General features: G+C 61.6%; 16 protein-coding genes. 4 read left to right on the top strand and 12 right to left on the bottom strand.

The genetic code is table 11. The annotated features are described in order from the left end of the window. Positions 1–19 precede the first annotated feature (19 nt). On the bottom strand, positions 20–1,306 hold the full coding sequence (locus tag Q0887_RS04630; protein WP_299192725.1) for a citrate synthase: 1,287 nt from the start codon (positions 1,304–1,306) through the stop codon (positions 20–22). Between the two features lie 39 nt (positions 1,307–1,345). After that, positions 1,346–2,773 (bottom strand): glutamate--tRNA ligase, encoded by a 1,428-nt coding sequence (gltX, locus tag Q0887_RS04625; protein WP_299192723.1) that lies wholly within the window; start codon positions 2,771–2,773, stop codon positions 1,346–1,348. A 64-nt stretch (positions 2,774–2,837) separates the two neighbouring features. On the opposite strand from gltX, the gene Q0887_RS04620 reads away from it, so the two are divergent. Beyond that, complete coding sequence (locus Q0887_RS04620) at positions 2,838–5,120, top strand: ComEC/Rec2 family competence protein (RefSeq protein ID WP_299192722.1); 2,283 nt, start codon at positions 2,838–2,840, stop codon at positions 5,118–5,120. A gap of 27 nt (positions 5,121–5,147) precedes the next feature. Here Q0887_RS04620 and lexA read toward each other — a convergent pair whose 3' ends face one another. From lexA to Q0887_RS04570, 10 genes are all read right to left on the bottom strand, one after another. Next, positions 5,148–5,837, bottom strand: coding sequence for a transcriptional repressor LexA (gene lexA, locus Q0887_RS04615; protein ID WP_299192720.1), 690 nt, complete (start codon positions 5,835–5,837; stop codon positions 5,148–5,150). 216 nt (positions 5,838–6,053) lie between these two features. Then, positions 6,054–7,241 (bottom strand): molybdopterin molybdotransferase MoeA, encoded by a 1,188-nt coding sequence (locus tag Q0887_RS04610; RefSeq protein WP_299192718.1) that lies wholly within the window; start codon positions 7,239–7,241, stop codon positions 6,054–6,056. 19 nt (positions 7,242–7,260) lie between these two features. Next, positions 7,261–7,737, bottom strand: a complete 477-nt coding sequence (gene moaC, locus Q0887_RS04605; RefSeq protein ID WP_299192717.1) for a cyclic pyranopterin monophosphate synthase MoaC — start codon at positions 7,735–7,737, stop codon at positions 7,261–7,263. 162 nt (positions 7,738–7,899) lie between these two features. After that, complete coding sequence (gene trpC, locus Q0887_RS04600; RefSeq protein ID WP_299192715.1) at positions 7,900–8,688, bottom strand: indole-3-glycerol phosphate synthase TrpC; 789 nt, start codon at positions 8,686–8,688, stop codon at positions 7,900–7,902. Further along, on the bottom strand, positions 8,685–9,677 hold the full coding sequence (gene trpD / locus Q0887_RS04595; protein ID WP_299192714.1) for an anthranilate phosphoribosyltransferase: 993 nt from the start codon (positions 9,675–9,677) through the stop codon (positions 8,685–8,687). The genes trpC and trpD overlap by 4 nt, the downstream gene beginning before the upstream one ends. Continuing rightward, positions 9,674–10,291: an aminodeoxychorismate/anthranilate synthase component II gene (locus Q0887_RS04590; protein ID WP_299192712.1), complete on the bottom strand. Its 618-nt coding sequence runs from the start codon at positions 10,289–10,291 to the stop codon at positions 9,674–9,676. Before Q0887_RS04590 ends, trpD begins: the two co-directional genes overlap by 4 nt. 18 nt (positions 10,292–10,309) lie before the next feature. After that, positions 10,310–11,275 carry a prolyl aminopeptidase gene (pip, locus tag Q0887_RS04585; RefSeq protein ID WP_299192711.1) on the bottom strand — a complete coding sequence of 322 codons (966 nt, stop codon included), beginning with the start codon at positions 11,273–11,275 and terminating at the stop codon, positions 10,310–10,312. After that, positions 11,272–12,114 (bottom strand): phosphodiester glycosidase family protein, encoded by an 843-nt coding sequence (locus Q0887_RS04580; RefSeq protein WP_299192709.1) that lies wholly within the window; start codon positions 12,112–12,114, stop codon positions 11,272–11,274. Before Q0887_RS04580 ends, pip begins: the two co-directional genes overlap by 4 nt. Beyond that, positions 12,111–13,628, bottom strand: a complete 1,518-nt coding sequence (gene trpE / locus Q0887_RS04575) for an anthranilate synthase component I (protein WP_299192707.1) — start codon at positions 13,626–13,628, stop codon at positions 12,111–12,113. The genes Q0887_RS04580 and trpE overlap by 4 nt, the downstream gene beginning before the upstream one ends. A gap of 39 nt (positions 13,629–13,667) precedes the next feature. After that, positions 13,668–15,605, bottom strand: a complete 1,938-nt coding sequence (locus Q0887_RS04570; RefSeq protein ID WP_299192705.1) for a peptidylprolyl isomerase — start codon at positions 15,603–15,605, stop codon at positions 13,668–13,670. 260 nt (positions 15,606–15,865) lie between these two features. On the opposite strand from Q0887_RS04570, the gene tpiA reads away from it, so the two are divergent. From tpiA to Q0887_RS04555, 3 genes are all read left to right on the top strand, one after another. Further along, positions 15,866–16,630: a triose-phosphate isomerase gene (gene tpiA / locus Q0887_RS04565; RefSeq protein WP_299192703.1), complete on the top strand. Its 765-nt coding sequence runs from the start codon at positions 15,866–15,868 to the stop codon at positions 16,628–16,630. 90 nt (positions 16,631–16,720) lie between these two features. Then, entirely contained in the window at positions 16,721–17,107 is a 387-nt protein-coding gene (gene secG / locus Q0887_RS04560) for a preprotein translocase subunit SecG (protein ID WP_299192701.1), read from the top strand. 104 nt (positions 17,108–17,211) lie between these two features. Then, positions 17,212–18,849: a CTP synthase gene (locus tag Q0887_RS04555; RefSeq protein ID WP_299192699.1), complete on the top strand. Its 1,638-nt coding sequence runs from the start codon at positions 17,212–17,214 to the stop codon at positions 18,847–18,849. Positions 18,850–19,180 lie beyond the last annotated feature (331 nt).

The following is a 19,180-nucleotide window of genomic DNA, read 5'->3' as shown; positions in this document are numbered from 1 at the left end:
TACCGCAAAACTGGCGGTTTTACCGGTCGCCAATCTGCACGTAATCACGCTCGGTCGGGCCAGTGTAGAGCTGGCGCGGACGGCCGATGACCTGACCTGGATCGGAAATCATCTCGTTCCACTGCGCAACCCAGCCAACGGTACGGGCAAGGGCGAACAGCGCAGTGAACATCGTGGTCGGGAAGCCGATCGCCGACAGGATGATGCCGGAGTAGAAGTCCACATTCGGGAACAGTTTCTTCTCGCGGAAATAGTCATCGTTGAGCGCGATCTCTTCGAGCCGGAGCGCGGTTTCAAACACCGGATCCTTGACCTTCAGCGCATCGAACACTTCGCGCACGGTCTTTTGCATGACAGTCGCACGCGGATCGTAGTTCTTATAGACGCGGTGGCCAAAGCCCATCAGGCGGAACGGATCGTTCTTGTCCTTTGCGCGCTCGATATAGTGCGGAATCTTGTCCGGCGTGCCGATTTCGCGCAACATGTTGAGCGCTGCTTCGTTGGCGCCGCCATGGGCTGGGCCCCACAGGCAGGCAATGCCCGCTGCAATACACGCAAACGGGTTCGCGCCCGACGAACCTGCAAGGCGCACGGTCGAGGTCGAGGCATTCTGTTCGTGATCGGCGTGGAGGATGAAAATCCGGTCCATCGCGCGCTCGACTTCGGGAATAACCTCGTATTCCTCTGCCGGAACACCGAAGGTCATGCGCAGGAAATTACCTGTATAGCTCAGCGAGTTGTCGGGCTGCATCATCGGCTGACCGACCGAATATTTGTAAGCTGCTGCCGCAATCGTTGGCATCTTCGCGATCAAGCGGTGGCTGGAAATTGTGCGGTGCTCGGGGTCCGAAATATCGGTGCTGTCATGGTAGAACGCCGAGAGCGCGCCGACGACGCCGCACATGATCGCCATAGGGTGCGCATCGCGGCGAAAGCCCTGATAGAACTGGCGCAGCTGATCGTGCAGCATCGTGTGGCGAGTGATCGTGTTGTTGAAATCGTCCAGCTCGCCCGCACTGGGAAGCTCACCGTTGAGCAGGAGGTAGGAAACCTCCATAAAGCTGGAATTTTCGGCCAGTTGGCCAATCGGATACCCGCGGTGGAGCAGGACGCCTTCCTGACCGTCAATATAGGTCAGCGCGCTTTCGCAGCTTGCCGTCGACTTATAGCCCGGATCAAAGGTGAATTTGCCAGTCTGGCCATAGAGTTTGCGAATATCGACCACATCGGGGCCGGTACTGCCCTGAAGCACGGGAAATTCGTAAGTTTCACCGCCCAGTTCGAGTTTCGCCTGCTTGTCCACCAAGGTGTGTCTCCTGACCAATTGTGTTCCCGGCGAGGGCGATCACGCAGCTTGCGCGTCGATCCGTGCCAGGGATTCTTCCCGTCCAAGAAGGACCAGAACATCGAAAATTCCGGGTGACGTGGTCGTCCCGGTGAGCGCAGCGCGCATTGGCTGCGCCAATTTGCCAAGGCCCAATTCGAGTTCCTCAGCAAGTGATTTGGTAGTGGCTTCGAGAGCGCCGATTGTCCAGCTTTTTTCCTTCGCAAGTGCAGCAGAAATCGCCGTTAAACGCGACCGGCCGTCTTCATCGAGCAGCTTCGCCGCCTTCTCGGTCATCGAAAGCGGACGCTTGGCGAAGAGAAAAGCCGCCCCTTCAGCCAATTCGTCGAGATTCTTCGCGCGGGTTTTCAGAACCGGCATGGCTTGCGCCAGCAAATCAGTGTCGCAATCACCTTCAATCCGCGCAGCAACCAGCGGCGCAAGCACAGCGTCATCGCTCTCGCGGATATAGTGCCCGTTCAAATTCTCAAGCTTTTTCAGATCGAAGCGTGAGGGGCTTTTGCCAACACCGGAGAGGTCGAACAGCTCAATTGCCTCTGCGCGCGTGATCTCTTCGCGGTCGCCGTGCCCCCAGCCAAGCCGCAACAGGTAGTTGAACAGCGCCTCGGGCAGGATCCCATATTCGTCGCGATAGGTCTCTGCACCCAAGGCTCCGTGACGCTTAGACAGCTTTGCACCATCTGAGCCGTGGATCAGCGGGACATGCGCATAGGTTGGCGCAGGCCAACCCCCTTCGATTGCGTCCATTGCGGTGTAAATCGGCAGCTGGCGGAAAGCGTTATTGAGGTGATCGTCGCCGCGAATGACGTGGGTGACGCCCATATCGTGATCATCAACCACTGCCGCGAGCATATAGGTCGGCGTGCCATCAGCGCGCAGAATAATGTAGTCGTCCAGTTCGGCGTTCTTGACTGAAACCTCACCCTGAACCTCGTCACGGATCGTCGCTTGCCCCTCTTGCGGGGTCTTGAGCCGGACGGTGAAAGGCGCGCCTGCGGGGGCTTCAGCAGGATCGCGATCACGCCAGCGACCATCATAGCGCATCGGCTGCTTGTTCGCCCGCTGTTCGGCGCGCATCGCCTCAAGCTCTTCGCTTGTCGCGAAACATTTATAGGCGTGGCCCGCCTCGAGCAGCTTGCCCGCTATTTCGGCATGGCGCGCGGCCTGCTGCGACTGGAAAACTGGCGCTTCGTCATAGTCGAGGCCGAGCCAATCCAGACCGTCGAGGATCGCGTCAATCGCCTCCTGCGTCGAGCGTTTCTTGTCAGTATCCTCGATCCGCAAGAGCGCCTTGCCGCCATGGTGGCGCGCATAGAGCCAGTTGAACAGCGCCGTGCGCGCCCCGCCAATATGCAGGAAGCCAGTGGGCGAGGGTGCGAAGCGGGTGACGACTTGATTTGTCACCGCATTGGCCTGTGGGCTTGCCATAAGCGCCTAATTCCTATTCACTTGCGCGATCCGAGCCCAGCCAAGCCGAAGGGGGACGTGGCCATTGGCTGAAGCGCCGAACATTCCGATTGCGGGCGATCCCGATGGAGGCGGCTCCGACAAAGTGGGCGCGCCGTCCGCGCATCGCGGTCCCGCTGCGCGCCTGTGGCAAAGCCCTCGCAAATTGTCCAGCATTGCCAGTGTTTGGGGCGGTGTTTTGGCAGACCGCGCCGAGGCCTTTCTCGGCAATGCGGGGTTCGACCGTGCGCCGTGGTTGGCGGTGCTGTTTGCGAGCGGGATCTTGACTTGGTTCGCGCTCAAGACCCCGTGGCAGTGGGTGGGTGTTATTGCTGGCGCATTGTTGCTGGCCTTGTTTGCGCTAGCTGCGTGGCGCGACCGGCCCGAGCGGGACCAGCTGCGCCAAGCGATGATTGCCTGCTCGATTGTCTTCGCCGCTGGCCTCGCCGTGGTCTGGGCACGCTCGGAAATGGTTGGAGCAGAGCCGATCGACCGCCCGAGTATCGAGCGGGTCCAAGGCTACGTGCTCGAACGCGACGACCAGCCCTCGCAAGACCGCATCCGGCTAACACTTGCGATGCGCGACGCCGAAACCGGGGAAAGCCGAAAGATCCGGGTCAATATCCCGCTCGAAGAGGTCGCACGTATCGATACTCAATACAGCCCTGTGAGCGGTGAGAGCGTGCTGCTCGAGGGAGCTGTCGTCCGGCTGCGCGCACGGCTTATGCCTCCGGCTAGTCCGATGTTACCTGGCTCCTACGATTTCGCCCGCGCAGCATGGTTCAAGGGCTTGGCCGCGACCGGCAGCGTGATGGGCGAGGTTGAACTGGTCGAACCGGCTTCAAGACAAGACCTGATCGCGTCCTTGCAGCGCAGCCTCTCCAGCCATGTGCGCAGCCGGGTCGATGGATCGGCCGGCACCATCGCCGCAGCCTTTGCCAGCGGCGATCGGGGGGCGATCCCGGAGACTGACCGCGTGGCAATGCGCGATGCAGGTCTCACCCACTTGCTGGCAATCAGCGGGCTGCATGTGAGCGCAGTTATCGCTGCAGCCTATCTGTTGGCAATCAAGCTGCTCGCATTGTTCCCCGCTATCGCCTTGCGGGTGCGATTGCCGGTTGCAGCGGCGCTGGTGGGCGCGCTTGCGGGGATCAGCTACACTTTGCTCACCGGAGCGCAGGTACCGACTGTGCGGAGCTGCGTTGCCGCGATGTTGGTGCTGATCGCGCTTGCGATGGGACGCGAGGCTTTGTCACTGCGCATGGTCGCGGTGGCGGCGGTCTTTGTCCTGACCTTATGGCCCGAAAGCGTTGTCGGGCCGAGCTTCCAGATGAGCTTCGCCGCGGTGCTGGCAATCGTAGCATTGCATACCAGCGGAGCGGTGCGCGCGTTTCTCGCGCCGCGCGAGGAGAGTTGGGGGGCGAGGACGGGACGGCGGGTTGCCATGCTTTTCCTCACAGGTCTCGTGATCGAGATCGCGCTGATGCCTATTGTGCTGTTCCACTTTCACCGCGCCGGGCTCTACGGAGCCTTTGCCAATGTCATCGCGATCCCGCTTGTGACCTTCATCTCGATGCCGCTGATCGCGCTCGGTCTGTTCTTCGATCTGATTGACCTCGGAGCGCCGTTCTGGTGGCTCGCCGAAGCATCGCTCGACCTACTCCTCTCGATTGCTCACTTCACTTCGGGACAACCGGGCGCTGTCAAGTTGATGCCGCAGATGAGCGGGCTGACCGTGACGCTATTCGTCATAGGCGGACTGTGGCTTGCCTTGTGGAGCGGCAAGGCGCGATTGCTTGGCTTCGTGCCTGCTGCCGCCGCTACCGTGATGCTGCTTTCCACTCCCATTCCGGACGTGTTGATCGGACGTGAAGGGCGGCATGTCGGGATCACTGTTGATGCGCCAGATGGAAGCCGTTCGCTTTTGTCCTTACGCGACAGCCGATCCTCTTATTCGCGGGACAATCTGCTCGAACTTTCCAGCGTCACAAGCGATCCGATCCCGATTGCCGAGTGGGAGGGTGCGCGGTGTTCTCCTGAATTCTGTGTCATCAACATAGAGCGGGGCGGGCGGGACTGGGTGCTGCTGCTCGCCCGCAACCGCGAATTGATCGAAGAGCGCGCACTGGCCGCTGCTTGCGAGCAAGCCGATATCGTTGTCGCCGATCGTTTCCTGCCGCGCTCCTGCTTACCGCGATGGCTCAAGGCCGATAGGGGCATGCTTGAGCGAACCGGCGGCCTTGCGCTCGATCTGGAGAACGGCCGCATTTCCCAAGTTGCGAGCGGGCAGGGCGAGCATGGCTGGTGGCGCGGGGAGAGAGGGGATTAACCCTCAACCCCGCGCACAGCAGAGCTATCAGTGATAGCGCCGAAGCAGTCCTGCAAGCTTACCCTGAACCTGAACCTGCGCCGCGCCATAGATCTGCGGATCATAAGCGGCATTGGCCGGATCAAGGCGGATATTACCACCATCCTTGTGCAGGTATTTGAGCGTCGCTTCCTCGCCATTGACGAGCGCCACGACAATCTCGCCATCGCGGGCGCTATCAGTCCGGCGCACAAGCGCGAAGTCACCGTCAAATATGCCCGCCTCGATCATCGAATCGCCCGACACTTCAAGCGCATAGTGCTCACCCGGCCCAAGCAGAGCCGCAGGCACCGGAAGCGAGTTTTGTCCCTCAAGCGCCTCGATCGGAGCGCCAGCAGCGATCCTACCGTGAAGCGGAATTTCGATAACGTCATTGGCAGGTTCGGGAGCCTGCCGCATCGTAGTCGAAACAGACGCGGCTGCATCATTTGCAGCATGCGTAGCGCGCGGGGTGGGGGTTGCATCCTCCGGCGTCTTGATCACCTCGAGCGCACGCGCGCGGTTGGCAAGGCGGCGGATGAAGCCGCGTTCCTCAAGCGCCGAAATCAGGCGGTGAACGCCCGACTTGCTCTTGAGATCAAGCGCCTCTTTCATTTCTTCGAAACTCGGTGAAATACCCGTTTCAGCCAGACGTTTCTGGATAAAGCGAAGCAGTTCATTCTGTTTTGCCGTCAGCATGGGCAAACTCCGTAAAGCCGCACTGTGACGCACGCCGCCCCTAACCGAAGCATCGTGCAGTGCCAGTTACTCGCGCCCCCAGAGGCACCGTCCATTCGCATGGATACCGGTGCATTTCAGAGCACTGCCCGCGCACCTATATGGTGAACGAATGTGGAACAAGTAAGCAACTTGATTCGGCAAGTCAAGCCGCTCTAAGGCCGGAAACCGCAGAAATCAGCCATTGTGGAGTGGATAGACCTGAACCGGCTCTCCGGCTGCTGTTTCCGGCGAGCCGACCGGCCGGTCGATCAGGCAGTCCGCTTCAGCAAGCGCGCGCAGGGCGCTGGAGTCTTGCGATGCGGCGATGCGGACTTCGCTGCGATCTGCAACGCCTCGCAGGAACTCGCGGCGGCTTCCGGTTGCGGGCAGGGCCTCGCCTGCTCGCATCGTGAGCGCTTGCGGAAGGCACTCGCGCATCCCCAGCGTGGCGCGCGCAAGCGGCAGTCCAAACAGAAAGCATGTGACGAAGCTTGAGACAGGATTGCCCGGCAGTCCGAGCACAACTTGCGAACCCCGCTTTGCCACCATCAACGGCTTGCCCGGCTTGATCGCGACCTTCCAGAAAGCGAGCTGCGCACCCCAGTCCCCCAAGGCCTGCTGGATCAGGTCGTGATCGCCCACCGACGCGCCGCCTGAGGTGATGAGGATGTCAGCTTCTTCTGCCTTGGCCAGCGCCTGCGCAAGCGCATCCAGATCGTCTCCCACGGGTCCAAGCCGCATGGTCTCACCCACCAGCGGCGCAAGCATCGCGGCAATCATCGCGCCGTTGCTGGCAGGGATCTGGTCGGAGCCACATTGCGCGGGATCGCGGGCCAGCTCGTCTCCGCTGTCGAGGATCGCAACGGTCGGGCGGCGCGCAACTTCGAGCGCGGCGTGCCCTGCCGACATCGCGAGCGCCAATTGTGCAGGGCCGATGCGGGTGCCGCTGTGGAGCACCGTGTCACCTTGCGCGAAGTCGAAGCCGCGCTTTCGCACATGGCGGCCCGGTGGGGGAGGATCATCGCTGCTCACCTTGCCATCGGCGATAGTAGCGTTCTCCTGGATCAGGACCGAGCTTGCGCCTTCAGGCATATGCGCGCCGGTCGAGATGCGGGTGGCCTGTCCGGCGCTAAGCGAACCAGCAAACGGAACGCCAGCGCGGCTTTCGCCGACAAGCTCCCATGGCCCCGCAAACCCCTGTGCGCCGGCAATGGCATAGCCATCCATGGCCGAGAGGTCGGCAGGAGGCTGAGTGCGCGCAGCCTTCAGATCGCCCGAAAGCACCCTCCCGAGAGCATCCTCAACCGCGACGGATTCGCCCGGCATCTTGGATACAAGCGCGAGCAAGCGTGCCTGCGCCTCTTCGAGAGGTAGCAGGCTCATTGTGTCCTCACGCTGTCGGTCATGGGGCTGGAGCCTTCCAGTCACCCGACTTGCCGCCGCGCTTCTCGATCAGGCGGACCTCGCCGATCACCATCGCTTTGTCGATCGCCTTGGCCATGTCGTAGATCGTCAGCAGCGCGGTCGAGACCGCCACCATCGCCTCCATCTCAACGCCGGTCTTGCCGGTGAGCGATGCTGTGGCGGTGGCGCGAATGGCGCTGTCTTCGAAGTCGAACTCGACGCTCACCGCTTCGAGGCCGAGCGGGTGGCACAGCGGGATCAGCTCGCCAGTGCGTTTGGCTGCCATGATGGCTGCGATGCGGGCAGTGCCCAACACGTCGCCTTTGGGAGCATCGCCTGCGCGGATCGCGGCTAGCGCTTCACTCGACATAGCAATCCGGCCCGAGGCGACGGCAACGCGCGCGGTTGCTGCTTTTCCGCCGACATCGACCATGTGCGCACAGCCGCTTTCGGAGAGGTGAGTGAGTCCGTTCATTTACAGAGCCTTAGCGGAGACATGGACCGCATGTTACACGGTCCTGAAGCAAAAAAGCGGTTCATTGGGAACTGCTCAAAAATTGGGGTCGTGCAAGGGTGATCTGGGCAAGTCATGACCCGTGTGATGCCATGACTGGGCGCTGTAGGACAGAGGCTAAATTCAGCCTTCGAGCAGTGCCCGCGTGGCCGCCGCGACATCATCGGCGCGCATCAGGCTTTCACCGACAAGAAAGGTGCGCACGCCGCTCTTCGCCAATCGCTCGCAATCCGCATGCGTCGCAATGCCGCTTTCGCCCACCAGCAATGCGCCTTCGGGGGCTAGCGGGGCGAGGCGCTCGGTTGTTGCGAGCGACGTGGTGAAGGTCTTGAGATCGCGATTGTTCACACCGATCAAGCGGCTTTTGAGCTGCGTTGCAGCACGCTCCATCTCGGCCTCGTCATGGACCTCGACCAGCACATCCATGCCGTGTTCCAGAGCCGCAGCCTCGATCTCCGCCATCGCGCTGTTCTCAAGAGCGGCGACAATGACGAGGATAGCATCAGAGCCAATCGCGCGCGCTTCTGTGCACTGCCACGGGTCGACCATGAAATCCTTGCGCAGCACCGGCAATTCGCACGAGCTGCGCGCAGCGATCAGAAAGTCCTCATGGCCCTGGAAGTAGGGCGCATCGGTTAGGACCGAGAGGCACGCCGCGCCGCCCGCTTCGTAATCTCTGGCGTGGGTGGCCGGGTGGAAATCAGCGCGGATCAGGCCCTTGGACGGACTGGCCTTCTTGACTTCGGCGATCAGCGCAAATCCGGTTTGCGTACGTGTCCGCAAAGCCGCTTCGAACCCGCGAGGGCTAGTCTGGCTGCGCGCGGTTGTTTCTAGCGCGGCGAGCGAAACAGAGGCTTTTCGCCCGGCGACTTCCTCGCGTTTGGCTGCGCAGATTTCCTCCAGCTTGTTCATTTCGCAAGCTCGATCCATTTGGCGAGCAAATCTTTGGCTCGCCCGCTATCCAGCGCCTCGCGCGCCATATCCGCGCCGACTTGCCAATCCTCAACCGCGCCCGCGACCATCAAAGTCGCCGCTGCATTGAAGATCACCGCATCGCGATAAGGTCCGGGATTGCCGCCCAGCAGCGCGCTCAGTGCCTTGGCATTATGCACCGCATCATCGCCGCGAATGGCCTCCACCGGCGAGTTGGGCAGGCCGATCATATTCGCATCGACGCGCTTCATGGTGAACTCGTTGCCCTCGACATCGGCAAGCTCGTTACCGCCCGCGAGGCTCAATTCGTCCAGCCCCTCATCGCCTGAAACGATATAGGTCCGCTCAGTGCCCAGACGCGCTTTGGCTTCGGCATAGATCGGGACATAGCCGGGGCGGGCAATGCCGATCAGCTGGCGTTTGACCCCAGCGGGGTTCGAAAGCGGCCCCATCAGGTTGAAAATCGTGCGCTTCTTGATCCGCAGCCGGATAGGCTGGATGCGGCCCATCGCAGGATGGTGGTTCTTGGCGAAAAGAAAGCAGATGCCAATCTCGGCGAGCGTCTTTTCCGCTGTGCGCCCGGCGGCCTCCATGTCGAGGCCGAGCGCTTCCAAAGTGTCCGCTGCGCCCGATTTGGACGAAGCCGCGCGGTTGCCGTGCTTCGCCACCGGCACGCCCGAAGCGGCGACTACAAGGCTAACCGCAGTCGACACGTTGAGCGTGTGGTGCCCGTCTCCGCCAGTGCCGCAGCAATCGACTGCGCCGTCGGGGGCTTCGATGGGGATGAGCCGCGCGCGCAAGGCCCGTGCAGCTCCGGCAATCTCTTCCGCCGTCTCGCTGCGCTCGGTCATGGCGAGCAGGAACCGCGCGATCTCTTCCTCGCTCGCCTCGCCGTCGAGCACCCAGCCGAACACCTCCTCGGCCTCGGTCTCGGTCATATGCGGGACGGCAAGCGGGAGGGTCTTCATGGAAGCAGTCTTTCAGGCAAGCGCGCATCGACGCCGCAGATTTTGAGGAAGTTGGCTAGCAGTGCGTGGCCGTGTTCGGTTGCGATACTCTCGGGGTGGAATTGCACGCCGTGAATGGGGAGCGTCTCGTGACGGAAGCCCATGACGCTGGCGTGATCGCCGCCCGGCGTTTCGGCATGGGCATTGGCAACGAGCGAGGAGGGCACGTCGACGACTTCGAGGCTGTGATAGCGGGTCGCGGTGAAAGGCGAGGGCAGGTCTGCAAACACGCCGGTCCCGTCATGCGTCACCGGCGAAGTCTTACCATGCATCAACCCGCCGCGCGTGACGGTTCCGCCGAAATGCTGGCCGATGGACTGGTGGCCCAGACACACGCCAAGCAGCGGCTTGCCCGCATCCGCACAGGCCGCGACCAGATCAAGGCTGATACCCGCCTCATTGGGCGTGCAGGGGCCGGGCGAGATCAGGAACCCGCGGGCATTGCTAGCCACAGCTTGCGCAGCGGTAAGCGCGTCATTGCGCTCCACCCGCACTTCTGCGCCCAGTTCCATCAGATAGTGGACAAGGTTGAAGGTGAAACTGTCGTAATTGTCGATGACGAGGATCTGGCTCATGGGGCTTGGTTCACGCTCCTAGGCAAACTTGTCGGTCGCGCGCACTAGCCCGTCGATAATCCCCGGTTCGCTCGCAGAGTGGCCTGCGTCCGCGACCATCCAGAGTTCCGCTTCGGGTAGGGCTTTCTTGATCTCCCACGCGCTGGTGGGCGGGGTGCAGATGTCGTGGCGGCCTTGGACGATCACCATGGGGATGTCCTTGATCCGGTCGATATCACGCACCAGCTGAGCTTCTTCAAGGAAGAAATCCTCGAGGAAGAAACGCGCGCAGATGCGGGCGAATGGGACGGCTTTGGACGGGTCAGCAAACTCTTCGAGCAGGCTTTCATTGGGCAGCAAAGTCGCGACATTGCCCTCCCACAGCGACCATTGCTTGGCCGCTTCGAGCCGTGTGGCTTCGTCGTCGCTGGTCAGGCGCTCGTAATAGGCCTTCACCAGATCGCCGCGTTCGTCTTCGGGTATCAGGCCGGTGAAGGCGTCCCATTGCTCCGCCATGATCTGGCTCGCGCCGAAATTGTAGAGCCAGCCCTTTTCGCTCTGACGGGCGAGGAAGACGCCGCGCAGGATGATCTCTGTGGTGCGCTCAGGGTGCTTTTGCGCATAGGCGAGCGCAAGCGTCGCGCCCCAGCTGCCGCCGAACACTTGCCAAGCCTCATGCCCGCACATTTCGCGCAGCCGCTCGATATCGGCGACGATGCGCCATGTGTCGTTATTCTCGATCTCGGCAAAGGGCAGCGATTTGCCGCAGCCGCGCTGGTCGAACAGCAGCACGTCGTATTTCGAGGGATCCCACTGGCGGCGATGGGAGGGGGCCATGCCGCCTCCTGGACCGCCATGCAGGAACACCGCAGGCTTCGCACCCGGGGTGCCAACCCGCTCGTAATAGAGCTGATGCCCTTCGCCGACATCGAGCATGCCGGTCTCGTAGGGTTCGATCTCGGGATAGAGCGTGCGGGCGTAGTCAATCATGTTGGAATTGCTCATTGTTCTGCTCCGGGGACTTTCTCCACCACCAGCAACGGGCCGACGCGGCGGCTATCCATACGGCCTGTTGCTGGATCCCAAAGCGAGGAAATATTGCCGTCGAGGAAGAGCGCATTGGGCACTTCCAGCTCGTCGCGGAAGAAGCGCGCGAGTTGGCCGAAGCTCAAGGGCGCGTTCGAGATGACGAAATGCGCCTTACCGTCGCTCGCCACGCCGACGCCATTGCGCAAGGCTTTTGATGGGCCGTCATCCTGAATCTCCGGATGCAGATTACCATTGATGACCAGCATCGGCCCCGATTGCGTGCCGAATTCAGGGCGAGTGCCGATGGTCCGCAGGAACGTGTCGGTCTCGATCAACTGCCATCTGCCGCCAGTGCCGAAAAACACGCCATTGGGCTTGAGGAAAAAGTTCCCGTCCCCGTCCGCGCGGTTGAGCTCGGCAAGCCGGTCGCGGTCTTGCACGTAATAGCCGATGGGACGCAGCGCGTCGTCATACATGCCGCCATTCATAACAAAGGCGATGTCGCCCTCATTGCGGCCAGCGGCCCACGCTTCGATAGTGCCGAAATTCTCACCGCTCGCAGGCGCAAGGCCGGTGCTGATCCGGTGAAGTTCGGGATCGGCGATGCAGTGCGTGAGCGAAACGCCTTCGAATGTCACGGGTTGACAGGCTGAGGCGGGATTGGCGGCCTGCGTTGGCACAAGCTCTTCTACGGGCTCGCTGCTCGCCACCGGTTCGCCCAGTTCAGTGCGCACGACAGGCTCGCCTTCGGGCTGCTGTTCGCAGGCGGTGAGGGTGAGGCCAAAGGGGGCGATCAGGAGGAGGTACTTCTTCATTGTCCAAATTCCGGTTCGCTGGCGATGCGTACGGCTTCTTTTGCTGCGGCGATCAAAGCGCCTGCCTTTGCGCGGCATTCGGCGAGTTCGTAGTCAGGCTCGCTATCAGCGACAATCCCCGCGCCCGCTTGCACATGCATGACCCCGTCTTTGACGACGGCTGTGCGCAGCACGATGCAGCTATCCACTGATCCGTCAGGCGCGAAATAGCCGACACCGCCCGCATAGGCTCCGCGCGTTTCGGGTTCGAGTTCGGCGATGATCTCGCAGGCTCTGATCTTGGGCGCGCCTGACACGGTGCCTGCGGGAAAGCCTGCGAACAAAGCGTCGAGCGCGTCTTTGTCGCCCGCCAACTCTCCAACAACATTGGAGACGATGTGCATGACGTGGCTGTAGCGCTCAATGGTGAAGCTGTCGGTGACTTCGACGCTGCCCTGTTGCGCGACGCGGCCAACATCGTTGCGGCCCAGATCGAGCAGCATGAGGTGTTCTGCGCGTTCCTTGGGGTCAGCCAACAGCGAGGCTTCGTTGGCGTCGTCTTCCGCGCGATTTTCCCCACGAGGCCGCGTGCCGGCGATGGGCCGTATTGTGACTTCGCCGTCGCGCACGCGGACGAGGATCTCAGGGCTGGACCCGACAATCGCAAAGCCGGGCAGGTCGAGGAAATAGAGGAAGGGCGAGGGGTTAACCCGGCGCAGGCTGCGGTAGAGTTCCAGCGGAGGCAGCTCGAACGGGCAGGTAAAGCGCTGCGCCAGCACCACCTGAAAGACATCGCCTGCCAGAATGTAGTCCTTCGCGCGGCCGACCAGCCCCTTGTAGTCTTCCCCCTGCATCACCGGCGTCAGTTCCGGTTCGGCAACATCGCCGGAGAGGCGCGGTTGGTCAGGGCGGGGGCGAGCGAGGGTGCGCAGAGTTTCGTCGATGCGATCGCCTGCTTCTTCAATTGACCGCGCCGGATCGCTGGCGCTCCAGATCGGTGCGACGCAATAGAGCTGGTCCGAAAGGCTATCGAAGATCAGGATCACGGTGGGCCGCACAAACAACATGTCGGGCAGCGCAAGCTCGCTTTGCGGCGCACGGGGGAGCGTTTCGACAAGGCCAATAGTCTCGTAGCCGAAATAGCCGACCAGGCAGGCGAGGGCAGGCGGCAGAGCGTCAGGCACGTCGATCCGGCACTGCGCGGCGAGTGTGCGCAATTCGGACAGCGCATCGCCCTCGCACGCCTCAAACGCCTCGCGGTCGCTTTTCCAAGTGCGGTTGATCGCGGCCGCGCTCTCGCTGGCGCGGAAGACCAGATCAGGGTCGAGGCCAAGCAGGCTGTAACGCCCGCGCACCTCGCCGCCTTCGACCGATTCGAGCAGGAAGTCGCCGCGCCCCGGCTCGATCAAGCGCCGAGCTGCGCCTACGGGCGTGTCGCTATCCGCAACCACGCGCCGCCACACCAGCGCGGGCTTGCCGCTGGCAAGGGCTTGCGCTGCGGCTTGAGCGTTTTCCAGGCGGGCGGGGGACGTCACTCGTTGATCAGGGCTAGATGTTCAAAGCGCGCATCAGCGTCAGCGCGCGCCGGTCAACGTCGCGCGCAATTGCTCGATTGCCTCTTCGTTTCGCTCAACGCCGACTTCATCGCGGATCGCGCGGGTCAGCTGTGCGTTGTATTCGCCAACCAGCGCCGGGGTAAGCTGCTCGCGGGTCTGGGTGAGCGTATCGGGATTGTCTTCGATCGGATCGGTCTCAATCGCGTCAAGATCGACCACATACCAACCAAGATTAGCCGAATCCTCAAGGATCTTGGTCGAGTTCTGCGCCATCGAGAACATCAAGACGAGCGCAGTCGGAATGCCCTGCTCGGCATTGGCAAGCAGGTCGACGCGGCGAAGATCGACATTTTCGATCCGGCCGAGTGCGGCGTTCTCTGCCCGCATTGCCTCGGGCAGAGCGGTTCCTCCGCGCACAGCGGCCAAGATACGGTCCGCAGCCTCACGCGCCGCCTTGTTGCCTTCGTTTTGCTTCCAATCGCGGACGACGCGGTCGCGGATGAGTTCAATCGGAGGGGCATCGCTTTCAACAATGTCCGCCACGTCGAAAATCAGGAACTGCACTCCCGGCACCAGCTCAGCGAGTTGCGGATTGCCTTCGCTCATCTGGAAAGCCGTATCCAGAATCGGACGCAGGCCGGGAGGAATCCCCTGACCCGGCGATCCGAACACCTGGCCATTGGCGGTCACATCGGGAAAAGAGGTCATTTCAAGACCAAGCCCCGTCGCCACATCGGTGAGCGACGTGCCGGTGTTGACCATTTCTTCGATCCGGCTGCTCAGTTCGGCAAGGGCTTCCATTTGCGCTTCCCGCCGCAATGCCCCTGCGATATCGTCGCGCACTTCGGCAAGGCTGCGTGCAGGAATTGCCTCGACATCATCGACGCGCGCCACATACCAGCCCAGTGCCGCGCGTGCCGGATCGGCAACACTGCCTTCGCTCGCGGCAAAGACAGCGTCTGCCAGAGCGGCGCTGGTTGAGCTGGTCAGTTCGTCGCGTTCAAGCAAGGGGCCGGGAGAAACGTTGAAGCCCGCCTCCTGCGCTGCGGCTTCGAGTGAAATGCCGCCGCGGATACGGGCGACCAGCGCATTGGCGGCCTCCTGCGTCGGGACCACAAAGGACGTAACCGCGCGCCGCTCGCCCGCATCGTAAAGCTCGGCATTGGCTTCGTAACGTTCAGCGATCTGCTCTGCAGTCGGTTCGAGATCGGCGGTCACGCTGTCCGCGCCAAAGGTTGCAACGCGCAAAGTCCGCCGTTCGGGCAGCACGTAGTCAGAACGGTTCTCGCTGTAGAATGTGTTGAGCTCTTCCTCGGCCGGATCGGCATCCGGCGCGAATTCGCTGCCGGGGATAAGTCCGATCGAACCGCGCCGCCGCTCAAGCACCAAAGCGGCATATTGGCGCGCCACAGCTTCGGGCATCACGGGTGCAGCAAAGGCAGGGCTGAGGATTTGCTGAGCCAGCATCCCGTCCGAAATGTCGCGCCGCAAAATCTCGTCAGTTATGCCCTGTCGCTGCAACGCGGCGAGGTATGTGGCGCGGTCGAAATTGCCGGTCAGATCCTGGAAAGCGGAAATCTGGAGCAGCTCGCTATTCACCAGATTTTCGCCGGCGCGCAGGCCGTAATCCTGAGCGAACATGCCGATAGAATAGCGGTCGATAATCAGTTCAAGCTGGTCTTCCAGCGCGCCGCTATCGATGAATTGCTGCATCGTGATCGTCGGGTTTTGCGCCTGCGCCTGACGCAGGGCGCTGTTCATCGAACTTGTCATTTCGACTGCAGACACATCGTCATTGCCCACGACAACAATCTTGTCATCGCCGGTCAAACCGCCAAACGTCGCCGAACCGGAAACATCCGCCATCGCAAAGGCGAAACCGACAAGGACGAGAAATCCGATAAATATCGGCAGGCCAATCTTGGACTGGAAGAAATTGCGAAACAGCGAAATCATATTCTTGCGTCTTCCCGGTAGTATCGAACACCGCCGCAGACGGGGCGAGCGTTCGATCGTGTGCTTGGTCCGAAGGCGATATAGGGTGCGTTACGCCGCCGGATTCCTTGGAGACGCGCCATATCGGCCCTGCGACCTCGCGGCAACAGGTTCGCAGAGCTTTTGACTAAAGATAAGTCCTCGGCTAGCGGACCCGTCCCCCGTTACCTACATCTGCATCGCAGAATCGTAGAACTCTTTCGTATTTACAGGAAAACGTGATGCCCTTGCGGCCCTATATCGTTGGAAACTGGAAGATGCATGGCACCCGCGCCATGCTTTCCGAAGCGCGCGCCATCGACCGCGCAGCCCAGCGCCATATGAAAGTGGAGGTGGCGATCGCGCCGCCTTACACGCTGATCCACCCGGTCCACCGCGAGGCGGAACAGATCGCAGTGGGCGCTCAGGATTGCCATCACGAGGCGGAAGGCGCGCATACCGGCGACATTTCTGCCGCGATGATCGCCGATGCCGGCGCAAAATTCGTAATTCTAGGCCATAGCGAGCGGCGTCAGAACCATTCCGAAAATGACGCGACGGTCCGCGCGAAGGCCGAATCCGCCTTTGCAGCTGGCCTGCGTGTCATCATGTGCTGCGGCGAGACCGAGAAAACCCGCGATGCAGGCCGCGCGGTCGGCTTTGTCAAAAAGCAGATCAAGGCGTCGCTGCCAGAGAAAATCGAGAATCCGGCAGATACGCTCACCATCGCCTATGAACCGATCTGGGCGATTGGTACCGGCAAGACCGCGACCGTTGAAGATATTGCCGAAATGCACGGCGAGCTGCGCGCGTTGCTGGTCGAATTGTACGGCGATGAGCAGGGCAGCGAAGTCCGCATTCTCTATGGCGGCTCCGTGAAGCCTGAAAATGCTGGCGAAATCCTTGGCACTGCCGAAGTCGGCGGTGCATTGGTTGGCGGGGCGAGCCTCACCGCAGACAGCTTTATGGGCATCGCATTGGCAGCTGGTGACAGCGAAGAGAGCTGATTGCAGAGGCGTCGCGGCGGGTTGTGCCTTGCCCCGGCGCGCTTGCATCACTAGATGCGCTGCACTGACTAGACCCGAGTAGAGAAATTCATGTCGCTGTTCATCATCCTTACCGTCATTCAGGCCATCGTGGCCGCCGCGCTCGTCGCCGTCGTGCTCATGCAGCGCAGCGAAGGCGGGGGGCTTGGCATTGGCGGCAATCCGTCCGGCGCACTGGGCGCACGCGGCGCTGCGGATTTCCTCACACGCTCGACCCGCTGGCTGGCAATTGCCTTTGTCGGCCTGTCGATCACGCTTGCGGCACTGGCCGTGAACGAATCGAGCCTGGATGACATCACCAGCGATCTCGATCGCAATGTCACCGCACCAAGCGCCGATGACCTTCTGGGCGAAAGCTCGGACGGTGAGGGCAGCGCAGCAGCTTCGACCGAAGATTTGCTGGGTGAACCTGCAAGCGACGATCCGCTCGCCGAATAATCGGCGTTAAAGCAACACTTTCTCACATCCTTGTGGATTGCGCGCCTTCTCGCGGTGCAATTCGCTTGCCCCGAATCCAATCAGACGCTTAAGGCTCAACTCCCATGGCGCGGTACATATTTATCACCGGCGGCGTGGTCTCCTCGCTCGGCAAAGGTCTCATGGCAGCAAGTCTTGCTGCGCTCCTTCAGGCGCGTGGGTACAAGGTGCGCATCCGCAAGTTTGACCCATATCTCAACGTCGATCCGGGCACGATGAGCCCGTATCAGCACGGCGAGGTCTATGTGACCGATGACGGGGCCGAGACCGATCTCGACCTTGGCCACTACGAGCGCTTCACCGGCGTCTCAGCGCGCCAGAGCGACAACATCACCTCGGGCCGCGTCTATCGCGACATCATCGCCAAGGAACGCCGCGGCGATTATCTGGGCGCGACTGTGCAGGTGATCCCGCATGTGACCGATGCGATCAAGGAATTCGCGCTCGCGGGCCAGGACGATCACGATTTCATCCTGTGCGAGATCGGCGGGACCGTGGGCGACATCGAATCGCTGCCCTTCATGGAGGCGATTCGTCAGCTCAGGAACGAGCTGGAGCCGATGCAGACGCTCAGCGTCCACGTCACGCTAGTGCCCTATATCGCCGCAGCAGGCGAGCTGAAGACCAAGCCGACGCAGCATTCGGTGCGCGAACTGGCAAGCCTCGGTATCAAGCCGGACGTGCTGCTGTGCCGCGCTGAGCACCCGATCCCCGATGGCGAGCGCCAGAAGATCGCGAATTTCTGCAACGTGCGCAAAGAGGCGGTGATCCCCGCGCTCGACGCGCCGTCGATCTATTCGGTCCCGCAGCAATATCACGAACAGGGTCTCGACGCCGAAGTGCTGCGCGCCTTTGGCATCACCGACGCACCCGATCCCGACCTCGCCGCTTGGGAGGATGTGACTGACCGCTACTTCAACCCCGAAGGCGAAGTGACAATCGGTGTTGTCGGCAAATATGTCGGACTGCCTGACGCCTATAAGAGCCTCAACGAAGCGCTCGTCCATGGCGGGCTCGCCAACCGTGTGAAGGTCAATATCCGCTGGATCGACGCCGAAATCTTCGAAGGCGAAGACGAATCTGAGATCGTTTCGGCGCTGGAACCACTCCACGGCATTCTTGTGCCCGGCGGGTTTGGCGAACGCGGCAGCGAAGGTAAGATTTCGAGCGTGCGCTTTGCCCGCACGCGCAAAGTCCCGTTCTTCGGCATCTGCCTCGGCATGCAGATGGCCTGTATCGAAGGCGCCCGCGCTGCCGGTTATGACGCGGCATCCTCGACCGAATTCGGCGATACCAACGAACCTGTCGTCGGCATCATCACCGAATGGATGAGCGAAGAGGGCATTCAGGAGCGCGAAGAGGGCGGCGATCTGGGCGGCACGATGCGTCTGGGCGCCTATGAGGCCAAGCTCGCTGGCAACAGCCACACTTCGCGCATCTATGGCGGCGCAGAGACAATCCACGAACGTCACCGCCACCGGTTCGAGGTCAACAGCGCCTATATCGACCCGCTGGAGCGGCAGGGTCTGGTGTTCTCCGGCATGTCACCCGATGGCCTGCTGCCCGAGATTGTTGAGCGGCCTGACCATCCGTGGTTTGTAGGGGTGCAGTTCCATCCGGAGCTCAAGTCGAAACCGTTTGACCCGCATCCGCTATTCGCCGGTTTCATCGCCGCAGCGCTTGAGCAATCGCGTCTGGTCTGATCCCCCGAGAGTTTCAATCCTGCGCTGGTCATTCGTAAAACAGCGGATGGGGCTCTTTATCTGATATAATCTGTCGTCTTTTTACAAGCTTTCGAAATAGCGCTTGCGTCAGCGACCAAATGCGTTTTACCAGTCGGCAAGCCTACAGGTTTTCGTAAGGGTGCCCAGCGTAGGTCCGGGCGTCTGATCGAAGCGAAAGAAGGGCAAAACAGATACAGGGTTTCGCAGCATAGCCGCCATCGCGGCTTCCATACATGGCTGCAACGAGCTCGAGCCGGGATTGACCATCTTCTGCGACCCGGATGGTCAGAACCGGACGAGGCGGTGTTAA

It is taken from the genome of uncultured Erythrobacter sp. (genome assembly GCF_947492365.1).
Classification (GTDB): domain Bacteria; phylum Pseudomonadota; class Alphaproteobacteria; order Sphingomonadales; family Sphingomonadaceae; genus Erythrobacter.
The sequence above is the reverse complement of the archived record's forward strand: the minus strand, read 5'-3'. Positions and strand labels throughout refer to the sequence as shown.

What these genes read in the sequence shown, in the direction of transcription:
- lexA (WP_299192720.1), bottom strand. Translation starts at nt 5,837, where the DNA reads ATGCTGACGGCAAAACAGAATGAACTGCTTCGCTTTATCCAGAAACGT.
- trpC (WP_299192715.1), bottom strand. Translation starts at nt 8,688, where the DNA reads ATGAACAAGCTGGAGGAAATCTGCGCAGCCAAACGCGAGGAAGTCGCC.
- gltX (WP_299192723.1), bottom strand. Translation starts at nt 2,773, where the DNA reads ATGGCAAGCCCACAGGCCAATGCGGTGACAAATCAAGTCGTCACCCGC.
- Q0887_RS04570 (WP_299192705.1), bottom strand. Translation starts at nt 15,605, where the DNA reads ATGATTTCGCTGTTTCGCAATTTCTTCCAGTCCAAGATTGGCCTGCCG.
- Q0887_RS04610 (WP_299192718.1), bottom strand. Translation starts at nt 7,241, where the DNA reads ATGAGCCTGCTACCTCTCGAAGAGGCGCAGGCACGCTTGCTCGCGCTT.
- tpiA (WP_299192703.1), top strand. Translation starts at nt 15,866, where the DNA reads ATGCCCTTGCGGCCCTATATCGTTGGAAACTGGAAGATGCATGGCACC.
- pip (WP_299192711.1), bottom strand. Translation starts at nt 11,275, where the DNA reads ATGAGCAATTCCAACATGATTGACTACGCCCGCACGCTCTATCCCGAG.
- secG (WP_299192701.1), top strand. Translation starts at nt 16,721, where the DNA reads ATGTCGCTGTTCATCATCCTTACCGTCATTCAGGCCATCGTGGCCGCC.
- trpD (WP_299192714.1), bottom strand. Translation starts at nt 9,677, where the DNA reads ATGAAGACCCTCCCGCTTGCCGTCCCGCATATGACCGAGACCGAGGCC.
- moaC (WP_299192717.1), bottom strand. Translation starts at nt 7,737, where the DNA reads ATGAACGGACTCACTCACCTCTCCGAAAGCGGCTGTGCGCACATGGTC.
- Q0887_RS04590 (WP_299192712.1), bottom strand. Translation starts at nt 10,291, where the DNA reads ATGAGCCAGATCCTCGTCATCGACAATTACGACAGTTTCACCTTCAAC.
- Q0887_RS04580 (WP_299192709.1), bottom strand. Translation starts at nt 12,114, where the DNA reads ATGAAGAAGTACCTCCTCCTGATCGCCCCCTTTGGCCTCACCCTCACC.
- Q0887_RS04555 (WP_299192699.1), top strand. Translation starts at nt 17,212, where the DNA reads ATGGCGCGGTACATATTTATCACCGGCGGCGTGGTCTCCTCGCTCGGC.